The organism is Anaerocolumna jejuensis DSM 15929, from assembly GCF_900142215.1.
In the GTDB taxonomy this organism is placed as follows: Bacteria; Bacillota; Clostridia; order Lachnospirales; family Lachnospiraceae; genus Anaerocolumna; species Anaerocolumna jejuensis.
In genome coordinates this window covers 212,407-231,162 of the sequence record NZ_FRAC01000009.1, presented here as the reverse complement: position 1 = coordinate 231,162, position 18,756 = coordinate 212,407, and the positions used below count along the sequence as shown (strand labels likewise).

General features: G+C 41.4%; 19 protein-coding genes and 1 pseudogene. 16 read left to right on the top strand and 4 right to left on the bottom strand.

The genetic code is table 11. The annotated features are described in order from the left end of the window. Positions 1-390 precede the first annotated feature (390 nt). Together BUB77_RS08925 and BUB77_RS08920 are read left to right on the top strand one after the other, a co-directional pair. On the top strand, positions 391-606 hold the full coding sequence (locus BUB77_RS08925; RefSeq protein WP_073274933.1) for a helix-turn-helix transcriptional regulator: 216 nt from the start codon (positions 391-393) through the stop codon (positions 604-606). Next, entirely contained in the window at positions 593-1,030 is a 438-nt protein-coding gene (locus BUB77_RS08920) for a hypothetical protein (RefSeq protein WP_073274931.1), read from the top strand. The genes BUB77_RS08925 and BUB77_RS08920 overlap by 14 nt, the downstream gene beginning before the upstream one ends. A gap of 113 nt (positions 1,031-1,143) precedes the next feature. Here BUB77_RS08920 and BUB77_RS08915 read toward each other — a convergent pair whose 3' ends face one another. Together BUB77_RS08915 and BUB77_RS08910 are read right to left on the bottom strand one after the other, a co-directional pair. Further along, positions 1,144-1,896, bottom strand: coding sequence for an EFR1 family ferrodoxin (locus tag BUB77_RS08915; RefSeq protein WP_073274930.1), 753 nt, complete (start codon positions 1,894-1,896; stop codon positions 1,144-1,146). An 11-nt stretch (positions 1,897-1,907) separates the two neighbouring features. Then, positions 1,908-2,291, bottom strand: a complete 384-nt coding sequence (locus BUB77_RS08910; RefSeq protein ID WP_073274929.1) for an ArsR/SmtB family transcription factor — start codon at positions 2,289-2,291, stop codon at positions 1,908-1,910. Between the two features lie 319 nt (positions 2,292-2,610). Between BUB77_RS08910 and BUB77_RS08905 the strand changes: the two genes are divergently transcribed. From BUB77_RS08905 to BUB77_RS08890, 4 genes are all read left to right on the top strand, one after another. Next, entirely contained in the window at positions 2,611-3,291 is a 681-nt protein-coding gene (locus BUB77_RS08905) for a response regulator transcription factor (RefSeq protein ID WP_073274927.1), read from the top strand. Continuing rightward, positions 3,288-4,316 (top strand): sensor histidine kinase, encoded by a 1,029-nt coding sequence (locus BUB77_RS08900; protein ID WP_073274926.1) that lies wholly within the window; start codon positions 3,288-3,290, stop codon positions 4,314-4,316. The genes BUB77_RS08905 and BUB77_RS08900 overlap by 4 nt, the downstream gene beginning before the upstream one ends. Before the next feature lie 543 nt (positions 4,317-4,859). After that, positions 4,860-7,253 (top strand): ABC transporter permease, encoded by a 2,394-nt coding sequence (locus BUB77_RS08895; protein WP_073274925.1) that lies wholly within the window; start codon positions 4,860-4,862, stop codon positions 7,251-7,253. A gap of 41 nt (positions 7,254-7,294) precedes the next feature. Then, complete coding sequence (locus tag BUB77_RS08890) at positions 7,295-7,960, top strand: ABC transporter ATP-binding protein (RefSeq protein WP_073274924.1); 666 nt, start codon at positions 7,295-7,297, stop codon at positions 7,958-7,960. A gap of 6 nt (positions 7,961-7,966) precedes the next feature. On the opposite strand, the gene BUB77_RS08885 is transcribed toward BUB77_RS08890, so the two are convergent. Further along, on the bottom strand, positions 7,967-9,388 hold the full coding sequence (locus BUB77_RS08885; RefSeq protein ID WP_073274922.1) for an MFS transporter: 1,422 nt from the start codon (positions 9,386-9,388) through the stop codon (positions 7,967-7,969). Between the two features lie 150 nt (positions 9,389-9,538). Here BUB77_RS08885 and BUB77_RS08880 point away from each other — a divergent pair, with 150 nt between their 5' ends. The 5 genes and pseudogenes from BUB77_RS08880 (at position 9,539) to BUB77_RS30885 (ending at position 13,658) form a co-directional block, all read left to right on the top strand. Then, on the top strand, positions 9,539-10,153 hold the full coding sequence (locus BUB77_RS08880; protein ID WP_073274921.1) for a TetR/AcrR family transcriptional regulator: 615 nt from the start codon (positions 9,539-9,541) through the stop codon (positions 10,151-10,153). A 147-nt stretch (positions 10,154-10,300) separates the two neighbouring features. Further along, the gene (locus BUB77_RS08875) at positions 10,301-11,443 is read left to right on the top strand and encodes an aldo/keto reductase (protein ID WP_073274920.1); all 1,143 of its coding nucleotides are present in this window, start codon (positions 10,301-10,303) and stop codon (positions 11,441-11,443) included. Positions 11,444-11,552: 109 nt separating this feature from the next. Continuing rightward, positions 11,553-12,659 (top strand): hypothetical protein, encoded by a 1,107-nt coding sequence (locus BUB77_RS08870; RefSeq protein WP_073274918.1) that lies wholly within the window; start codon positions 11,553-11,555, stop codon positions 12,657-12,659. Between the two features lie 181 nt (positions 12,660-12,840). Next, positions 12,841-13,266: an acyl-CoA thioesterase gene (locus tag BUB77_RS08865; protein WP_073274916.1), complete on the top strand. Its 426-nt coding sequence runs from the start codon at positions 12,841-12,843 to the stop codon at positions 13,264-13,266. Between the two features lie 53 nt (positions 13,267-13,319). After that, positions 13,320-13,658 (top strand): annotated as a pseudogene (locus BUB77_RS30885) (oleate hydratase). A 122-nt stretch (positions 13,659-13,780) separates the two neighbouring features. Here BUB77_RS30885 and BUB77_RS08855 read toward each other — a convergent pair. Continuing rightward, positions 13,781-14,365: a TetR/AcrR family transcriptional regulator gene (locus tag BUB77_RS08855; protein ID WP_073274914.1), complete on the bottom strand. Its 585-nt coding sequence runs from the start codon at positions 14,363-14,365 to the stop codon at positions 13,781-13,783. A gap of 186 nt (positions 14,366-14,551) precedes the next feature. On the opposite strand from BUB77_RS08855, the gene BUB77_RS08850 reads away from it, so the two are divergent. The 5 genes from BUB77_RS08850 to BUB77_RS08835 all read left to right on the top strand — a co-directional run bounded on the left by BUB77_RS08850 (position 14,552) and on the right by BUB77_RS08835 (position 18,690). Beyond that, positions 14,552-15,745: an MFS transporter gene (locus BUB77_RS08850; RefSeq protein ID WP_073274912.1), complete on the top strand. Its 1,194-nt coding sequence runs from the start codon at positions 14,552-14,554 to the stop codon at positions 15,743-15,745. A gap of 375 nt (positions 15,746-16,120) precedes the next feature. After that, positions 16,121-16,270 carry a hypothetical protein gene (locus BUB77_RS29850; RefSeq protein ID WP_170866619.1) on the top strand — a complete coding sequence of 50 codons (150 nt, stop codon included), beginning with the start codon at positions 16,121-16,123 and terminating at the stop codon, positions 16,268-16,270. Positions 16,271-16,383: 113 nt separating this feature from the next. After that, entirely contained in the window at positions 16,384-17,208 is an 825-nt protein-coding gene (locus BUB77_RS08845) for a nitroreductase family protein (RefSeq protein ID WP_073274910.1), read from the top strand. Positions 17,209-17,684: 476 nt separating this feature from the next. Next, positions 17,685-18,134 carry a Fur family transcriptional regulator gene (locus BUB77_RS08840; RefSeq protein WP_084124038.1) on the top strand — a complete coding sequence of 150 codons (450 nt, stop codon included), beginning with the start codon at positions 17,685-17,687 and terminating at the stop codon, positions 18,132-18,134. Positions 18,135-18,252: 118 nt separating this feature from the next. Next, positions 18,253-18,690, top strand: a complete 438-nt coding sequence (locus BUB77_RS08835; RefSeq protein ID WP_170866618.1) for a MarR family winged helix-turn-helix transcriptional regulator — start codon at positions 18,253-18,255, stop codon at positions 18,688-18,690. Positions 18,691-18,756 lie beyond the last annotated feature (66 nt).

Sequence of the window (18,756 nt, the reverse complement as noted above, 5' to 3'; positions counted from 1 at the left end):
TTGACATAAACTCATACCTATGGTATTCTGATTATGGAAAGGGAGCTTTCCTTTTTTGGAAATGAAGTGATAGTGTGCCTGCGAAATCCTCGGCCCAATCTTGCGGCGTGTTGGGAAGGCATGGCGGTTAGTGTGAAAATTAAAATACAATTTTCACACACAAGATTACGCCTGCGAAATCCTCGGCCCAATCTTGCGGCATGTTGGGAAGGCATGGCGGTTAGTGTGAAAATTAAAATACAATTTTCACACAAGATTACGCCTGCGAAATCCTCGGCCCAATCTTGCGGCGCGTTGGGAAAGCACGGCAGTTAGTTTGAAAAATACGGTGTATTTTTCAAATTTCAAAGCAGTATCACAAGCAAGCTTGTAAAATGCATGGAGGTTGGTTTGAAGAACAGATTGGAAGAATTACGTAAACAGCAGGGCATTAAGCAGGAGGATTTGGCAGCGGCACTGGAGGTATCCAGACAGACCGTAGGCTCCCTTGAAAACGGGAGATATAATCCATCCATTCTTTTAGCTTTTAAAATTGCCCGCTACTTTGGGTTGCAGATTGAGGATATCTTTATCTATGAGGAGGTTGAACAGGATGAAAAGCAATAAAGACGGAAAGTATGCCATATTTTCGGTATTAGGTTTTATTATATTTGCAGCAGGTTTTGTACTGCTCAGATTTGTACGGGATGGGGAGGGGATTATGCGAACTCTGCCCTATCTGTTCATTGGAGTTGGCGCAGGTGTATTTGGACAGAACCTTGGTGAACTGCTGAAGATACAAGCGGTGAAGAAAAATCCCCAGGCCGCAAAGCAGATTGAAATCGAAGCGAAGGATGAGCGTAACATCATCATCAGTAATAAAGCAAAAGCCAGGGCATACGACTTAATGCTGATGGTTTTTGGAGCATTAATGCTGGCTTTTGCTCTAATGCAGGTGGAAATATATGTAATACTCATATTTACAGCAGCTTATCTTTTTATCGTTTTTTCCAATGTCTATTATCTGAGCAGATACCAAAAAGAAATGTAACCGGCTAAAAAGGCCAATGGTGAGCTATTACCGGCAAAAGCTAAGCGGTCCGCTTCTGAAAGTATGTTCTTTCAGGAGCAGGAATCCGGCAGAAGATATTTCGTGAACAATTATCAGGGTTTTTCGCTGAGAAAGTATCTCGGTTTTCCCTTGGATTTATTCCGGTACTCAATGGCCTCTTTCGGGCAGCCGCAGATACATGCCATGCAATGGGTGCAATTACCGCTCCATTCCGGCCTGCCAACCTTAAGATGAACATTGTTGATCGGACAGAGAGTGACACATTTTCCGCAGCTGATGCAGGAATCGGTGGAATAAAAGCCCTTGTCGCTGACGATTATGGAATAGAACAGGGGATTTACCGCTGTACTTTGAAACCTGTCCAGAGGGGATATATTTTCTTTGGGAAGCGGCATTTCCTTCTTAATACACTCCGCCGTTTGTAAAATATGCGGTTTGGAGTTTTCGATAATTTTCAAAGCCTCCGTTTTATCTGGGGCGTTATACATGGCAATATAGTTTTCCGGCATTATAATAGATGAAATGCCCATAAATTCAAATCCTTTATCCAGGCATAGTTTTTTCAGATAATATACAGCATTACCCGTCTGGCTTCCGCAGGTCATAACGAAATAGGCTTTTTTACTTCCGGAAAAGGCTGCTTTGCGAAGGAAGGCATCCGCTATTCTGGGAATCCGCCAGGCATAGGTCGGCATAACAAAAACATATGGCTTACTGGATGAAAGCTGGTTGTAATCCCCCTTTTTTATCCCTTCATTCATGGAAAACATTTCATCCTCTGTCGCATCTGCAATAAGATTTGCTGCATATCGGCTATTACCGGTACCGGTGAAATACAATATCATAAAGTCCCTCCTTAATCCTCACCCCTTCTGTCAGGGGCATCTGTGACGAGTTCTCGAATGTGGGCAAACAGTGCCTCAATCTTCTTCAGTTCAGATTCACTGTAATCAATATAGTAGTAATTTCGCGTTCCCACACGCCGAAGTCCGATGATTCCGGCATCCATCAGGATTTTGATATGATGGGATACGGCAGGTCTGGACAGGTTGGTGCGGCCTGTTATCTCACCTACGCGAATACCCTGGCAGTCGCTTTTTAGCAATGCAATAATGATTAACTGCCTGGTTTCATCACCCATTGCAGTGAATGCTTTCTGGCAAGCCTTAAATTCCTCGGATAAGCCTATCAGGCAGTCTTTATACTTCTCTTGGCCAGTACATTTTTTATAATCACTCATGTGTATCATCCTTTACAAATTGAATGGTTCATAGGTTTATATGTTTGAACCATTATATCATATATTTTTTAAAATTATCCATTGGGAAAGAAAATCGAGACGATTAAATATATGATGGAAAAATAGATGAAGAGGCAAACGTAAGAGACTATTGTGATTTTACGGCCCGTTATGGTAAACTATTAACAAAAGGAAGAAGTTAGAAAATGCGTTGCATTTTCAATTTTTCTATATAAACAGTTTCACAAGCAAGCTTGCGATACGCCTGCAGATAAAGGTTTGAGAAGCCGTGGGCAAAATAGAAATGAGGAGGCAAAGAATGAAGAATATTCTTGTTATAGAAGACGATGTTATAATGAATTCCGGAATATGCTATAACCTGGTATTGGAGCAGTACAATGCCGTTCCCGTTTATAATGCAGCTGCGGCACTGGAGAAAATACAGTCACAGTCTTTTGAGCTGGTTGTTCTGGACGTAAATTTGCCTGACGGCAGCGGCTTTGAACTCTGTCCTAAAATCAAGGCGGTACAGGATATTCCGGTTGTATTTTTGACAGCCTGTGATCTGGAAAAGGATGTAATGACTGGCTATGAGCTGGGAGGGGATGATTATGTAACCAAGCCCTTTCAGATTAATATCTTCTGTAAAAAGGTCGCTGCTATTTTAAAACGGTGTGAAAAAAAAGGCAGCGAAGCTGTTTCTATTTGCGGTGACCTAATCATTGATTTTAACAGGCTCACAGCTGTCCTACATAACGAACCAGTAATTTTCACACCAACGGAATATAGAATGTTGAAGGTATTTACTGAAAATCCCGGTATTCTCCTGACAAAGCAGGTTCTCCTTGAGAAGCTGTATGATGTGGATGCAAATTTTGTGGATGAACATGTCCTTACGGTCAATATCAACCGGTTGCGGAGCAAAATAGAAGTTGGCGGAAGAAAATTTATTAAAACCGTTTATGGCATGGGTTATCTCTGGGCAGGCGATAAGAGATGAAAAACAGTTCTTCCTGGGATAAGCTTTCTATCGGTTTCAATGCTGCCTATATCCTTCTGCTGCTGAGCTTTGTTGCAGCTGCCTTCCTTTATTCGGAGGATTGGATTATCCGGGGAGGGGCCATCGTATTTGCACTGCTTTTACTCTTGCTGGCTATTGCCTTTATGAGATTACTTCGAAAACAGTTGGTAACTTTTTCCGCTTCATTGGCGGACTGTATCGATCATATGATTAATGGGAAAAAAGATATCAGCTTCGAGCTGGAGGATGAAACCTTAAGGTCAAAGCTGGGCTACAGGCTGAGGCGCCTGTATGAAATCATGCAGCGCAGCAGCGGGGAGATTCAGTCTGAAAAGGAAATGATGCAGGAGATTATTTCCGATATCTCACATCAGGTCAAAACTCCGCTGACTAACCTGAAAATCTATAATTCCACTCTTCTGGAACGCCAGCTGCCTCAGGAGAAGGAGCGTGAATTCCATTTACTGATGGAAAATCAGATTAACAAGCTTGAATTTTTAATGCAGTCCATGGTGAATATGTCAAGGCTGGAAACAGGGCTGATTACCCTGGCCGTTCAGCTGTCGCCGGTCTATGATACCATTGCCCTGTCTCTTGGCGGAATCGTACTTCCGGCAGAACAGAAAAACATAGAAATTACCGTTGACTGTTCCCCCCTGATTACTGTTCCCCATGATAAAAAGTGGACGGCAGAGGCGCTTTTCAACATACTGGATAACGCTGTCAAATATACCGGGCAGGGCGGCAAGATCACCATCAAAGCGGAACGCTGGGAAACTATGACCAGGATTGACATAGCTGATACCGGGAAAGGGATACCCGAGCAGCACTATGCGCAGATCTTTAAACGCTTTTACCGGGAAGAGGATGTCCATGACGTGGATGGTGTGGGCATCGGCCTTTATTTATGCCGTGAAATCATATCCCATCAGGGGGGATACATACAGGTGAAATCCGAGCCGGGCAAAGGCTCCGTATTTTCGGTTCTATTGCCCAATGAGTGAGTTTTTACAGGGTAATCAGCAACTGCTTTCTTATGAAGCTCCCGCCGGCATTAGGTATTGCAATGATTTATAATATTGCAATGATTTATAATATTGCAATGATTCATAAATATATGGAAATCCATAAATATAATGGGGCTGTTGCAAAATAAAGCTCTGGAAAGTATGACTTGTCACACACCGGTTGGCTGACATCTGACATGATTTGTATGCTAAAATCTTATATAAAATGTTCGCTTATAGCATACAAATCATACCATCTGTCTGTCTAACAGTGTGTGGCAAGTCATACTCCCCAGAGCTTCATTTTGCAACAGCCCCATCTTTATAGTATGGAAAAACAACAGCATTGGCAGCTTGCCTTTTCTGAATGTAAAAGTATCAAACCTGTGATATTTTATTTTGGAATTGAGATAATAGGGAGACATTTATCCTGTATTATGAGTATATCGGGTAAGATTACAGGAGGATGTACAATGAATATATTAAAAACGAGCAGCCTGAAAAAGAAGCTGCTATATTGGGGGACAGGAGGTGCCGGTTTTGTTTCAAAATAATAACAGAGGTGTGATAAAGCACATTTCAGCAGCAAATCTGAGAAGCAGCAAAATGCGTAACCGCCTTGCGGGAATAGTAATCGCACTGGCTGCATTTCTTTTAACGCTCACCCTGACATTTGGATATAATGCCGATATGGAGATGAAAAACAGAACAAGCTATCAGGGCGTATTTGAAAATTCCAGTGTGCAGGTGATTGAAAGAATCCGGACAAATCCGGACGTCAAAGCTTTTGGAACCTACCGGCAGGCCGGAATTGTGAAAAATAAAAATATCAGTCTGTCTTTGTTATATTCGGATGTAAAAATGCTGGAGCTGTCCAATGTACGGGTGAAAACAGGTTCAATACCTGAAAATACAAATCAGATTGCTATTGAAAAAGGCTACTTGGATTCCATTCAGCCAGGAGCGCAAATCGGTGATACGATTACTCTAAATTACCGCAACAATGTGAGTAAGGAAATGCAGACAAATAGCTTTGTTATCACAGGCTTTCTGGAGACCGGAGCCGAAAGCGAACCGAACAGGAAGACCTTTAATGCGATTGTATCCCAGGCCTTTATTAATTCCGACCCGGCACTTTCTTCGGCCTATTTATCCGTTGTAATTCAGATAGCAGATGCAGATAAATACTCCAATGGGGACTTGAAGAAAAAAATCAAAGAAGTCGGGGAAGCAGTCGGCCTTCCGGAACAATCCGTTAGAATCAACTATGTGAATATTGACAGCAATAATGCCACACCTGAGACCACCGCCGTTGTATTTGCAATCGTTTTTATCATCGTAACCGCATGTGCCCTCGTGATTTACAACATTTTCTACATTGCAATTATGCGTAAGGTAAGGGAATACGGGCAATTGCGTATTATTGGAACAACCCGGAAACAAATCAGAAGGATGGTCTTTCGCGAAGGTAAAGTGATGTCACTGCAGTACATACCCCTGGGTACACTGGCAGGCTGCGGAGTAAGCTACGCCCTAAGACCCTCCATGTGGCTTATGCGGTCAAGTGTAATACTTGCTCTCTGTGCAGGGGGTGCGGCGTTTCTTACCGTAATGCTGTCCATTCGAAAGCCCGCCCGAATCGCTGCCGGTGTTTCACCTATGGAGGCAGCCCGTTATACGAATTTCCATATTGGATTAAAGAGTAAAAGGCATACCTCCAAAAGGCTTACTCCCTATGCTCTTGGAAGAATGTATCTGGCGAGAAACAGGAAGAAAACGGCAGTCACCTTCCTGTCCCTTACCTTAAGCGGTATATTGCTTATTGCGGCCGCTTCGCTGCTGTCCTCTGTAGAAACTGCCAAGCGCGCCGGGCACGAATTTCCTTATGGCGGCGAATACAGAATCTCTTTAAACGATGATCTGGTGTCTCCGTCAACATCTTACAGTGATCTTCAAATAGACAATCCCCTTTCGGATGAGCTGAAAACGAAAATATCTTCCATTAGCGGCGTGGACAGTGTGGAAGTCCATAAATATATCAAGAGCAGGCTGGAAGGGGTAAAGCTTGACGATGGAATTATCGGTATTGATAATATCCGGGAAAAGGATTACAGCAAATATGAAAAATATATGAAAGAGGGGGCTTTGCCAGAGGACTCAGCAGAGGATATGCAAATCCTTGTGAACCGGGGAACAGTTACCTATGAATATTTTGGACTGCACTATAAAACCGGGGACAAAATTGCAATGGACCTTTATGACGGGGATAAGCAGATCAGGAAGGAATTTATTGTGTCCGGTGTCATTGAAAATAAAAGCAGCAGTGATACCTTTTTCCTGCCGGATAAGGTGATGGATGAGATTATGACCAGGAATTGCAATTTAAGCTTTGAGATATTGTCCGGGCGGGGCTATTCGGCTGATGTGGAGGCACAGCTGCTGGCACTGACCTCCTCCGATGAAAAGCTTGAATATGTATCCTTGAAGGAGCAGGCAGAGCTATATAAGAGCGTTTTCCATGTCATGATTATTACGGTTTATGCTTTTGTTGCCGTGATTGCATGCTTTGGCCTGGTGAATCTGGTGAATACGATTATCACAAATATTTTGTCTAGAAAAAACGAGATTGGCATTTTACAGGCTGTGGGATTAAGCAGGACACAGCTGCTCAAAATGCTGAATACCGAAAATGCCTATCTGATATACGGAAGCTTTGCCCTATCCGTGCTCCTTGGAAGTATTCTGGGATATGCCGCCTGCAGGATTGCGGAAAACACCGGCGGGCTGTCCTATTTCATTCAATACAAATTCCCGCTTTCAATGATTGGGTTGTATTTTATTCTGATAACAGCTCTGCAGATTGCAGTTACAAGAATCATTGGGTACAGCATGCAGAAGCAGAGTGTGGTTGTTCGCCTGCAGGAGGTTTCATAACAGTATTTATTTCAGGTAAATAGAATGAAGGAGGTCTTCCCATGAATATATTGGAGACAAGGGGATTAAAAAAGTATTATGGTACGAAAGGAAATCTTGTAAGAGCATTGGACGGTGTTGACCTGGCTGTGGAGCAGGGAGAATTTGTGGCTGTTGTCGGTACCTCCGGCAGCGGAAAATCCACACTGCTGCATATGCTTGGCGGTCTGGATAATCCTACCTCCGGCAATGTTATGGTGGACGGAAAAGAGCTGTCCAAAATGAATGATGACCAGTTAACGATTTTTAGGCGCAGGAACATCGGATTTGTGTTTCAGAGCTATAACCTTGTGCCAATCCTGAATGTCTATGAAAATATTATCCTGCCGGTCGAACTGGACGGTGACAGGCCGGACAAGGAATTCACAGATAAAATTGTAGGAATGCTGGGGCTTACGGAGAAGCTTGATAGTATGCCGAATAATCTGTCCGGCGGCCAGCAGCAGCGTGTGGCCATAGCACGGGCACTGGTAACCAAGCCGGCCATCCTCCTTGCTGACGAGCCGACAGGTAACCTTGACAGCAAAACCAGCCAGGAGGTCCTGGGACTCCTGAAAATGACCAGCCGGCAATTTCAGCAGACCATTGTGATGATTACCCATAACAATGAAATTGCTCAGCTCGCCGGCCGGATTGTACGGATAGAGGACGGCAGAATAGTCCGTTAATAGGCTTTATCCGACAGCCCTTCTGGTTTTCCCCCTGAACAGTGTAAGCATCAGTGCTGCCAGTGCACAGCAGGCTGCCACAATGCAGATAGTGCGCATAGCGTAATTGAATGCATCCTGCTGTAAGAGAGTGCCGTGAACTCCCTTGGCAGCGAAAGCGGAGGTGGCATAGCTGACCCTGGAGGAGAGCAGAGCCGCTGAAATTGCCTCACCCAGTACCATGCCTATATTGCGCATGGTTCCAAGTGTTGCACTTGCAACACCTCTGCTCTGTGCCGGGGCGCTTCCCATAACAGCACTGTTGTTTGGCGTATGAAAAAGCCCGGCTCCCATACCGGTGACTGCAAATGCCAGAAGTAATAAAATGGGCGAAGTGTCCGGTCTGAAACTGCTGAAAATAAAAATTGCTGCTGCCAGAATGCCAAGACCTGCACTGCTGATAAGCCGGCTGTCGGATTTATCGGATATTGCACCGCTTACAGGGGCTATTGCCATCATCATCAGGGACATAGGAAGCATTATCAGCCCGGAAACAGAAGCAGAGAACCTGTGCTGTTGCTGGAGATAATACGGTGCAAGGAAAACCATCATAAATTCACTCATATAGAAAAAGGTTGCGGCGAAATTACTTACGGCAAAAACCCTGTTTTTAAAGAGATTCAAATTGAGTATCGGATGACTGCATTTCTTTTCATAAATAAGAAATACGGCAAGCAAGGTAATCCCCAGGAACAGAGAAATTAAAATTGAAATGGAATTAACATTTGTTTTGCCAATCCGATCAAGGGGCAAAAGAATCAGTGTGAGGGAAGCCATAATCAGAATGCTTCCGGCAGAATCGAATTTTGCACCGGCTTTTGGGGCATCCGGCTGTATGTTTCTCATGGCAAGCATTGTGCCGATTAGGCCTATGGGAATATTAAGAAAGAAGATGCTGTTCCAGCCGAAGGCTGAAGCCAGAAAACCACCCAGTGAAGGTCCGGCACAGGTTGCCACTGCTACGGCCATGGAGGTTATGCTAAGTGCTTTTCCCCTGTTTTCCGGTAAGACCGAATTTGTTACAATGGCACTTCCTGACGCCATCATCATTGCGCCGCTCAATGCTTCAAGAACCCGAAACACAATCAGCATCGCGATATTCGCTGACAGGCCGCAAAATATGGAAGCCACTGTAAAACCGATAAAACCGGACACATAGACTTTTTTAAGCCCATAAAGATCTGAAATCCTTCCAAAGGTAAGTTGTGTAGTACACAGGGTGAGCAAATAAGCAACGACCACCCACTCTACGACGGCGATGGTGGTGTGAAAAGCTGTTTGCATAAGAGGCAGTGCTACATTCACTGCGTTGATGTCAAAGCAGGTCATGAATGTACCAAGAGCGACAGTAACCACTGTCAAATTGGTTTTTTTTTGATTCGTTTGCATTGGTGTCCTTCTTTCTGAAATTATATGAGTAAATACTCACATTTAATATAACTCCATGAATGCAGTCTGTCAATACTAAATATGAGTAATTGCTCATATTGTTGACAAATAAGGCTGCTTGCCTTACAATAATCACAAGGAGTTGATGGGATGAAACAGGATAAAGCTGTGCGTAGACCGCAGCAGGAAAGAAGTATTAAAACAAAAGAAAAGATATTAGATGCCGCATACAGGCTTTTTTGTGAAAAAGGTTATTACAATACAACAACAAATGAAATTGCACAGGTTGCAAATGTATCAATAGGCAGCCTTTATTCTTATTTCAAAGATAAGGATACCATCCTGTTAGAAATATTAGACCGGTATAATGATTCCTTTTTTAAAGTGCATGATAAATTATCCCGGGATATGGAGTTATACAAATCTGATCTGAGAATGTGGTTTCGACGGTTAATTGAAGGATTGATTGAAGTGCACCAGATTTCCAAGGAGCTGAACTGCGAGATGAATATTCTTTGCTACTCCATGCCGGAAGTGGCGGCTGTGCAGGAAAAGCAGCGTGAAAAAACATGGCAGATGACGCTCCAGTGTTTTCAGGCATACAAGGAATACATTAAGGTAGAAGATATTGAAGCAGCAGCAATTGTAACTTTTAAATTAATCAGTGCTGTTGTGGATCAAATCGTATTCGGCAAAAACGATATTGATAACGAACGGATTTTACAGGCAGGGGTTGAGGCTGTATATAAGTTCTTAATAGGATAAGCAAAACATAAGCAATGCTGTACTGGTATATTTGGTTATTGATATGATATAATTTAATCATATACTTAAAGTCTTTCAATATATTTGATTTAAAAAAATGGTTTATCGTTCCTTAAATTTATTAAGTGAGCAGAGAGGGGAAAGGCTATGAAATACAGGCAGATAGGAAAAACGGGGTTGAGTGTCAGTGAAATCGGACTTGGTGCAGAATGGCTGGAACGCCACAATGCAGCCGATGTAAAAGCAGTAATTGAGCGCAGTGAAGCATATGGGATTAACATCCTGGATTGTTGGATGTCGGAACCCAATGTACGCTCCAATATTGGTGCAGCAATTGCCGGCCGCCGGGAAAAATGGGTGATACAGGGGCATATCGGTTCAACCTGGCAGAATGGCCAGTATGTTCGAACCCGTGAATTGGAGAAGGTAAAGGAAGCTTTTCAGGATTTATTGAACCGTCTGAAAACAGATTATATTGACCTTGGTATGATTCATTTTGTTGATGAAGTGGCAGAGTTCAATAAAATCATGACGGGGGAATTTATCGATTACGTAAGAGGTTTAAAAGAAGTGGGAACAATCCGCCATATCGGGCTCAGCACGCACAATCCGGAGGTCGCAAAGGCAGCAGCATTGAGCGGTGAAATTGAGATGGTTTTGTTCAGTCTTAATCCTGCCTTTGATATGCTTCCCGCAAGTGAGGATATCAACCAGCTGTTCAGCGAACACTACAATGAGAACCTTAAGGGAATTGCACCGGAACGGGAAGAACTGTATCAGATTTGCGAAAGGGAAAATGTTGGAATCACTGTAATGAAGGGTTATGGCGGAGGAAGGCTGTTTCAGGCGGAAAGTTCACCCTTTGGTGTGGCTTTGACACCGGTTCAGTGCCTTCATTATGCACTTACTCGTCCGGCAGTTGCCACAGTTTTGGTGGGATGCGCTGCTCCGGAAGAAGTGGATGCTGCCGCAGCCTATGAAAATGCTACCGAGGAACAGAAGGACTATGCCACTGTGCTTGCAAATGCACCCTATCATGCATATTCCGGCCAATGTACTTATTGCGGCCATTGTGCCCCATGTCCGGTCTACATAGATATAGCAATGGTTAATAAGCTATATGATTTGGCAGAAATGCAGGAGGAAATTCCGGCTACGATTAAGGCCCACTATAGCTCCCTATCGGCAAATGCATCGAATTGTATCAGCTGCGCTGCCTGTGAGAAACGCTGTCCCTTTGGAGTACCGATAGTCCAGCGTATGAAAAAGGCAGTTCAAGTGTTTGTCTAGGAAAATGCTGATTAATTCAATATAAAGCCTTCAGTTTTTATAGCATGGCAGAGCTTATGCAGATATTGCCGATTATGAATACATATTACATTATGCTAAGGAAAAAAATATGCAGGAACTTAAGAAGTCAAATAATAAATACTGTGTTAATTATGTCAATGGAATAATTACAATTTCTGCAAATCAAAGCATTAGTGTCTCTTCTGTTTTTTGGGATAATGAGAGAGCTAATTTGCTGATTGCAGTTAAATTATATTCTTCAGATTATAGAAAAAATCTAGACTATATTATCTTGGATCATACAATGAAAATAGTAGATGTATTTACTGAGACTGAAGGTGTCATTCCATCTTTTCTTATGGCTCCGGATAAAACAGTTTGGGTGAGATTAAGTTCAACGAATACGGATAAAATTAGAGAGAGTATTTTACCTTTAGAAAATCGTAAACGTATACAAAGCGAGAAATTACTTACGGAGTTTGTGGATAATTTCTCTGTCTGGTATCGTCAGGAGGTAATTTATTTTAGTAAGGATATTTTTAACAAAGAGAAGAAAGACAAAATTGGTCAATATATATTTGATAAAAGCAATCTCTTTAAAAGCCGAAAAATCTATAATATACCATTACCGTCACAGACAAAGGTTATGTCCAAGGATGATAAATTACAGTTAATTAACAGCAAATATCCCAAAATTCTGCATCGTGAAATGCTATTAGATGGAGTGATAAGCAGGCAAAGGGAATTTTCGCTGGGAATAGAATATAATCATTTATATCCTATTAAATTATCGTTTGACGGTGATAGTATTTTTTATGTGGCATCAAACAATCAAATGTTTGAAATAACTATTAATGAGATGGGCTGTGTTGTAAAAACCAATTTACTGATTCAATTAAATGATGTTGAAGATATATTTTATAACATATGGGAACCAACACTTTTGAATGAGGCTTATGTAGTTCGTTTTAACTTTAAAGATGGTGATGGATATATTGTTATAAAACAAGGTGAAGCAATTGAATGCTGGATAAAACAAAATGGAGCTTCTGCTTATAGAGATGTCCTAAGTAAACGGTTAATAGAGTTAGAATCAGAATCGCTAATGCTAACTAATATTCAAAAAATGTCAAATTTCAAGTGTGCACTGGTTTACAGTAAAGTTAGTATAGAGTCACTAGATGAGAACATTAAGATACACATATTTGATGTATAGTACAAATGACAAATAGTATTCGATAGGATTTGTATAATATTTCCTGCCTTTTTGGCTGTAATATTGACAAATCCTTTTTTGGGTTATATGATATGTTAGGTACTAACTTAATTACATAGGATTTTTATCCCAATTTAAAATGCAAATGTAAAATTAAAGTAATGGAAGGAGCTATACTGTTATGAATTCAAGGCCAATGCTTGTGGAAAAAAAGATAAAGGTAAATGCCTATGACATTGATGTAATGGGAATTGTCAGCAATATAGTGTATGTCCGCTGGTTTGAGGATCTCCGGTTTTTACTGCTGGATCAGTTTTGGGCATATGAAGATATGTTAAAATTAAACCAATCACCTATTCTAAGCAAAACTGAAATTGATTATAAACGGCCGCTTACCATCCTGGACAACCCAGTTGGAGAATTATGGATATCCGATTTGAACAAATCACGGTGGACAATTAGTATTGAAATAAAATCAGACGGCAAATTAGTCTGCTGCGGCAAACAGACAGGATACTTTTATGACATGAACAGGAAAAGGCCAGTTCCCATTCCTCAGGAGCTGCTGCAAAAATATCAGAATTGTCTGGAAGAATCCATGGTTTAAATGCGTTATATACTAACACGTTTAGTTGATGAAAGTTTTATCAAAGAGTTTTTTTGATTATTGCTGCCTTCATGAAGATGAACTATTATTTAGCCAGAAATAACCAGTTTGCCGAAACCGTAAGGGATACCATTTTTACGACTGAGTATTCCATCCGTACCGGTATGGAGTCAGTCTATACTTTGCTGAATATTGACTGTGGTGTGCCTGAGGTCTGGGGCAGCTTATACGATGTGCGGGCTCTCCTGAATGCAACCGTATAGCTTTTTGACGGTAAGCAGCTCTCTGAGATGAAGCTGCCTCTAAAGGAAAAGATGGCACTCAAAGAAGCCCTCAAGAAGGTTGAGGGCACAGAGGTTGAAAAATTGCTCAAAGAATACAGGGCAATCTAATAAATCAGATATAGAATCATAAGGTTAATATAAGTAAGGTTAATATAAGCCACGGATGAGGGACAAGGTATTATTATAGAAAGTAATTCATAGATAGAAAGCTAGCAATTTATAAAAAGCAGTTATTCCGTTTGTGCCTTCATTCCTGTCAGGGTATGGGAAATCAGGCTTTTAACAAACGCAGAATCCACTGTTTTACCGGTTATTAATAACCGGTAAAATAGAGGAGCAAAAATCAGGTCAATACTCAGCTCCATGTCCAGGTCGTTTTTCAGCTCCCCTCTTTGCATACCGCGCTCAAGGATATGCTGTGATATGAGGCGGCGGGGATTGAAATACCTGACACGGTATTCTTCAGCAATGTTAGCATCAAATTGGCCGGCTGCAATCAGTTCTGTAATTACCTTTCCCTTCGGACTGGTAATAAAGGCTGCCAGGTTATTTACCTGTATGAAAAGATCTTCACTTACTGAACCGGTATCCGGTACATGGAGCATTGATTCTGTGGCTGCGAAAAAACCGTCTAAGACCACAGCTGCTTTGTTCGGCCACCATTTATAAATAGTCGCTTTACTGACTCCGGCTCTCTCAGCAATACCTTCAACAGTTATAGTATTAAAGCCATTCTCAAGCAATAGCTCGTAAGAAGCAGTGAGAATGGCTTTTTTTGTTTCTTCACTGCGGGGGCGTCCTACCTTTTTTTCCATTGAATTCTCCTTTTCATTTCATTATAAATGTAATATTAAAAACGATACGTACATTATACAATATAAATTTTTTAAAAGAAAGTACTTGACAAAACTAAACGGTGCGTTTAATATATAATCATAAACTAAACGTTCAGTATATAAATTATTTAAAAATCGTTTACAACTATGAATGGAGGATATTATATGAAAAGCGAATTATCTGAAGAAAAAAAGATATCCAGCTGGCTTGTATTTTTGCTGGCAAGTGCATGTGGTCTGATTGTTGCAAATTTATATTATGCACAGCCCCTGGTAGGTCCTATTAGTGCGGACACAGGAATTTCGGCCGGTTTATCCGGACTAATAGTTACAATGACACAGTTAGGTTATGCAATGGGGCTTTTGTTTCTTGTTCCCCTCAGTGATTTACTGGAAAATAAACGCCTTGTGGCATCCATATTGGTTGTAGCCATTCTGGGGCTGGTTTTGGCACCTATGGCAACAACTTCCTATCTCTTTTTCGCAGCTACGATATTAATTGGGTTAGGCTCTGTAGCCGCACAGATATTAGTTCCCTTTGCCGCACATCTGGCACCGGAAAAGCAAAGAGGAAGAATCGTTGGAAATGTAATGAGCGGTCTTTTGCTTGGGATTATGCTTGCAAGACCGGTAGCAAGTATAATTACCGGCATCTGGGGATGGAAATCCGTATTTTTAATATCAGCAGTTATTATAGCAATGCTCATAATCCTGTTAAGCTTTCTGCTTCCGAAAAGAAAGCCTCAGCCTCAGGACAATTACCAGGCTATTATTAAATCCCTGTGGCATTTATTTAGAACCAGTTCTGTATTACGCAGGAGGGCCCTGTACCAGGCAGCTTTATTTGGCAGCTACAGCTTATTCTGGACGGTTGTTCCGTTATGGCTGTCATATCACTTCCATCTAACCCAGAATGAAATTGCTTTATTTGCTCTAGCAGGAGTTGCAGGTGCTATTGCCTCACCAATCGCAGGAAGACTGGCAGACAAGGGGTGGGCCAGAAAGCTCACTGGACTTGCTTTTATAATCGCAGCAGCTTCCTTTGCATTAACCTATGTTTTACAAAGTAATCAAAGAATATCGCTGATCATATTCTGTGCCGCAGCCATTCTCCTCGATATGGCGGTTTCGGGAAATCTTGTTCTTGGGCAGCAGGCAATTTATGGGCTGGGCGATGAAATCCGCGGAAGGGTAAACGGAGTATTCATGGCAGTTTTCTTTGCCGGCGGTGCAATCGGATCGGCCCTGGGAGGCTGGTCATATGCCCAGGGTAGCTGGAAAGCAGCGTCTGTAATAGGCTTCATCTTACCAGTGATAGCATTCCTTTATTATCTTACTGAAAGAAAGGTAAAAGCATAAAATAAGTTTAGTGGCAGAGGGATAATGGAGAAAAACTGAAGATGCAATATATTTGTATTTTTCATAACTTAATGATAGTATTAAGAATGAAACTTCAATAAAATACTTCATAGAAAGAAACTTTATTCTCCCCATCGTTCCCACTTGCCAGATTTAAAGAAAAGAAAGCTAAAGTAAGCAAAAATTTTGTGGCTGCATTTTAACTTTTACCTTTGAGGGTTTCCTTACTTTTTATATTAGGAAATCCTCCTTATATTTATGCGGGGAATCAGACTGGAAGGTTTGGAATTGCCGGTAAGGAAAATGCACGGGATGGCTGGTGGCTGGATGATAGACACACTAGATGGCAGGTGCATTAGATAGAAGGAGCACTGGATGGTTGGAGCACTGGATGGCAGGAGCACTGGATGGCAGGAGCACTGGATAGCAGGAGCACTGGATAGCAGGTTCACTGGATGGCAGATGCACTGGACGACAGGCACACTGAATGAAGGTATACTGGATGGCAGGTGTACTAGATGGTAAGTGCACTGGATAAAGGGACGATGGATTGCAGATGATCGGATAGCGGAGCTGCAGAGCTTGAGAGAAAAGTGATTTCAGGAGGGTATAAAATTGAATAGGAGGATGTAAACAACATGATGAAAATTAATATTGAAAAATGCATTGGCTGCGGACAATGTGTCAAGGATTGTTTTCCAAAGGATATAGAGCTGATTGAAGGGAAAGCAAAAATCAATAATATTGCCTGTATAAAATGCGGGCACTGCATTGCGGTATGTCCCAAGGATGCGGTAACAACAGATGAATATGATATGAATGATGTAAAAAGCTATGTGAAAGAAGAGTTTGATATAGATGGGGATAATCTTCTAAATTTTATTAAATTCAGAAGGACTGTAAGGCAATTTAAAAACAGGGAAGTGGAAGAAGAGAAGCTGTTAAAAATAATTGAGGCCGGCAGGTTTACTCAGACAGGCAGCAATATGCAGGATGTTTCCTACATAGTTGTAAGAAAAGAAATTCAGAAGCTGAAGGCCCTGGCCCTGGAAACGCTTAAGCAAACAGGAGAGCAGATGTTAGCTGCTCCAGCTTCAGAGATAACAGCGGTAACTAAGAGATATGCCGGAATGTGGATTAAGATGTATGAGGATTACCTGGAAAAACCAAGTGTAAACGACAGGTTATTTTTTAATGCTCCGGCTGTCATTATTGTTACTGCAAATTCCGATATCAATGGGGGCCTGGCATCTTCTAATATGGAGCTGCTGGCAAATGCATTAGGCCTTGGAACCTTCTTCAGCGGATTTTTTATAAGGGCTGCCCAAAATAATGAAAAGATTAAGGAGTTTCTCGGAATTCAGGAAGGAAAACATATGGTATCCTGTATGGTGATAGGATACCCGGATGTAACATATTTGAGGACGGTACCAAGGAAAAGTGCGGACATTAACTGGAAATAGTGAAATGTACACTTGGCAGCTTTGGCATCGTTTCACCTTACTATAGGATAGAGTATTAAAATAAAATAATTAGAGAAAGTATAACTTAAAAAAATATAAATCTATAAAAATATAAATCCATAAAAAATACAAATACAGGCGGGGCTATGACCGCCTGTATTTGTATTGGAATCAAAGGAAAGCTATAATGCTTGATTTTATCGGATAAAAAAAATAACAAGGTACCTGAATAAAATGCTTGACTTTCATCTTAACGGGTGCTATTATGAAATTCACAAGGTACCTTATTAATTTCAAATAAAGAAGGGATGAAAGCAGTTATGGATAGCAGTAATTTTTCAAAAGACACCTCCGGATTAATAACTGTATGTAAATTGGGAGTTAGTGTGAAAATTAAAAAGCAATTTTCACACAAGATTGTGCCTGCGAAATCCTCGGCCCAATCTTGAGGCGTGTTGGGAGGCATGGTGGTTAGTATGAAAAAATTTGAAGTATTGCTGAAAGAAAATGGATATAAAATGACCGGACAGCGGCAGATAATCTGGAATATATTACTGGAAAGCCAGGATGGATACTTAAGTCCAAAAGAAATATGGGAAATTGCAAGGCAAAAGGACAAAGCTTTAGGAATTTCCACTGTTTACCGGTCCCTTCAGATTATGGATGAGTTGGGAATTATAAGATGCCTGGATAAAAAGGATGAAATCAGCAAATATGAGCTGGCTTCCGGGGAGGATACCATACACCCCCATCTTATCTGCATGTATTGCGGAAAAATTATTGGTGTGGCAGAGAACTTATTTGTCAGTGACTCCAATGCCATCATCCATGACAAATATAATTTTGAGGTAAGGGATATTCAAATTAAATATTATGGAATCTGCAGTGAATGCGCTCGGAAATCCTGTGAAAAGCAAGTAGTATAACATGACATTCTGACACCCGGATTAAATTTATATAAAATGAAAAATATCTCTTGACTTAAAATATTAACACTATTATAATACTAACAGGGTTAGATAAATGAAGCAGGGAGGTTTTAAGTTGGATTATAAAGAGCTGGCTTTCGAGCTTATGCAAAATATGCATAAAATAAGGCAGGCAGGGCCTCAAAAGCAAATCAGTGAATCCATGCAGGGTGAGCAGTTCGTACTCCAGTTTCTTGCTCTTAACAAAAGGTCTGTACTGCCCAGTGAAATCAGCAATAAAATGGGTATCAGCTCTGCACGTGTTGCTGCTGCCTTGAACAGCCTGGAGAGAAAAGAAATGGTTACACGGCAAATTAATACCAGCGACCGCAGAAAGATTTTAGTAGACCTTACACCTAAGGGAAAGGCTTTTGCGGAAAAACACCATCAGGAGGCTATGGAAATCATGGCGGGAGTCCTCGGGATGTTAGGCGAGCAGGATGCCCGGGAATGTGTACGAATTACCGGAAGAATTGCGGAATTTGCATCACAGAATAAAGATAAAATAAAGTAGCGGTCACTAAAACAGTGACCGCCTTTCAATACCTATATTGCTAACACTATTAGAATCGAACACTAT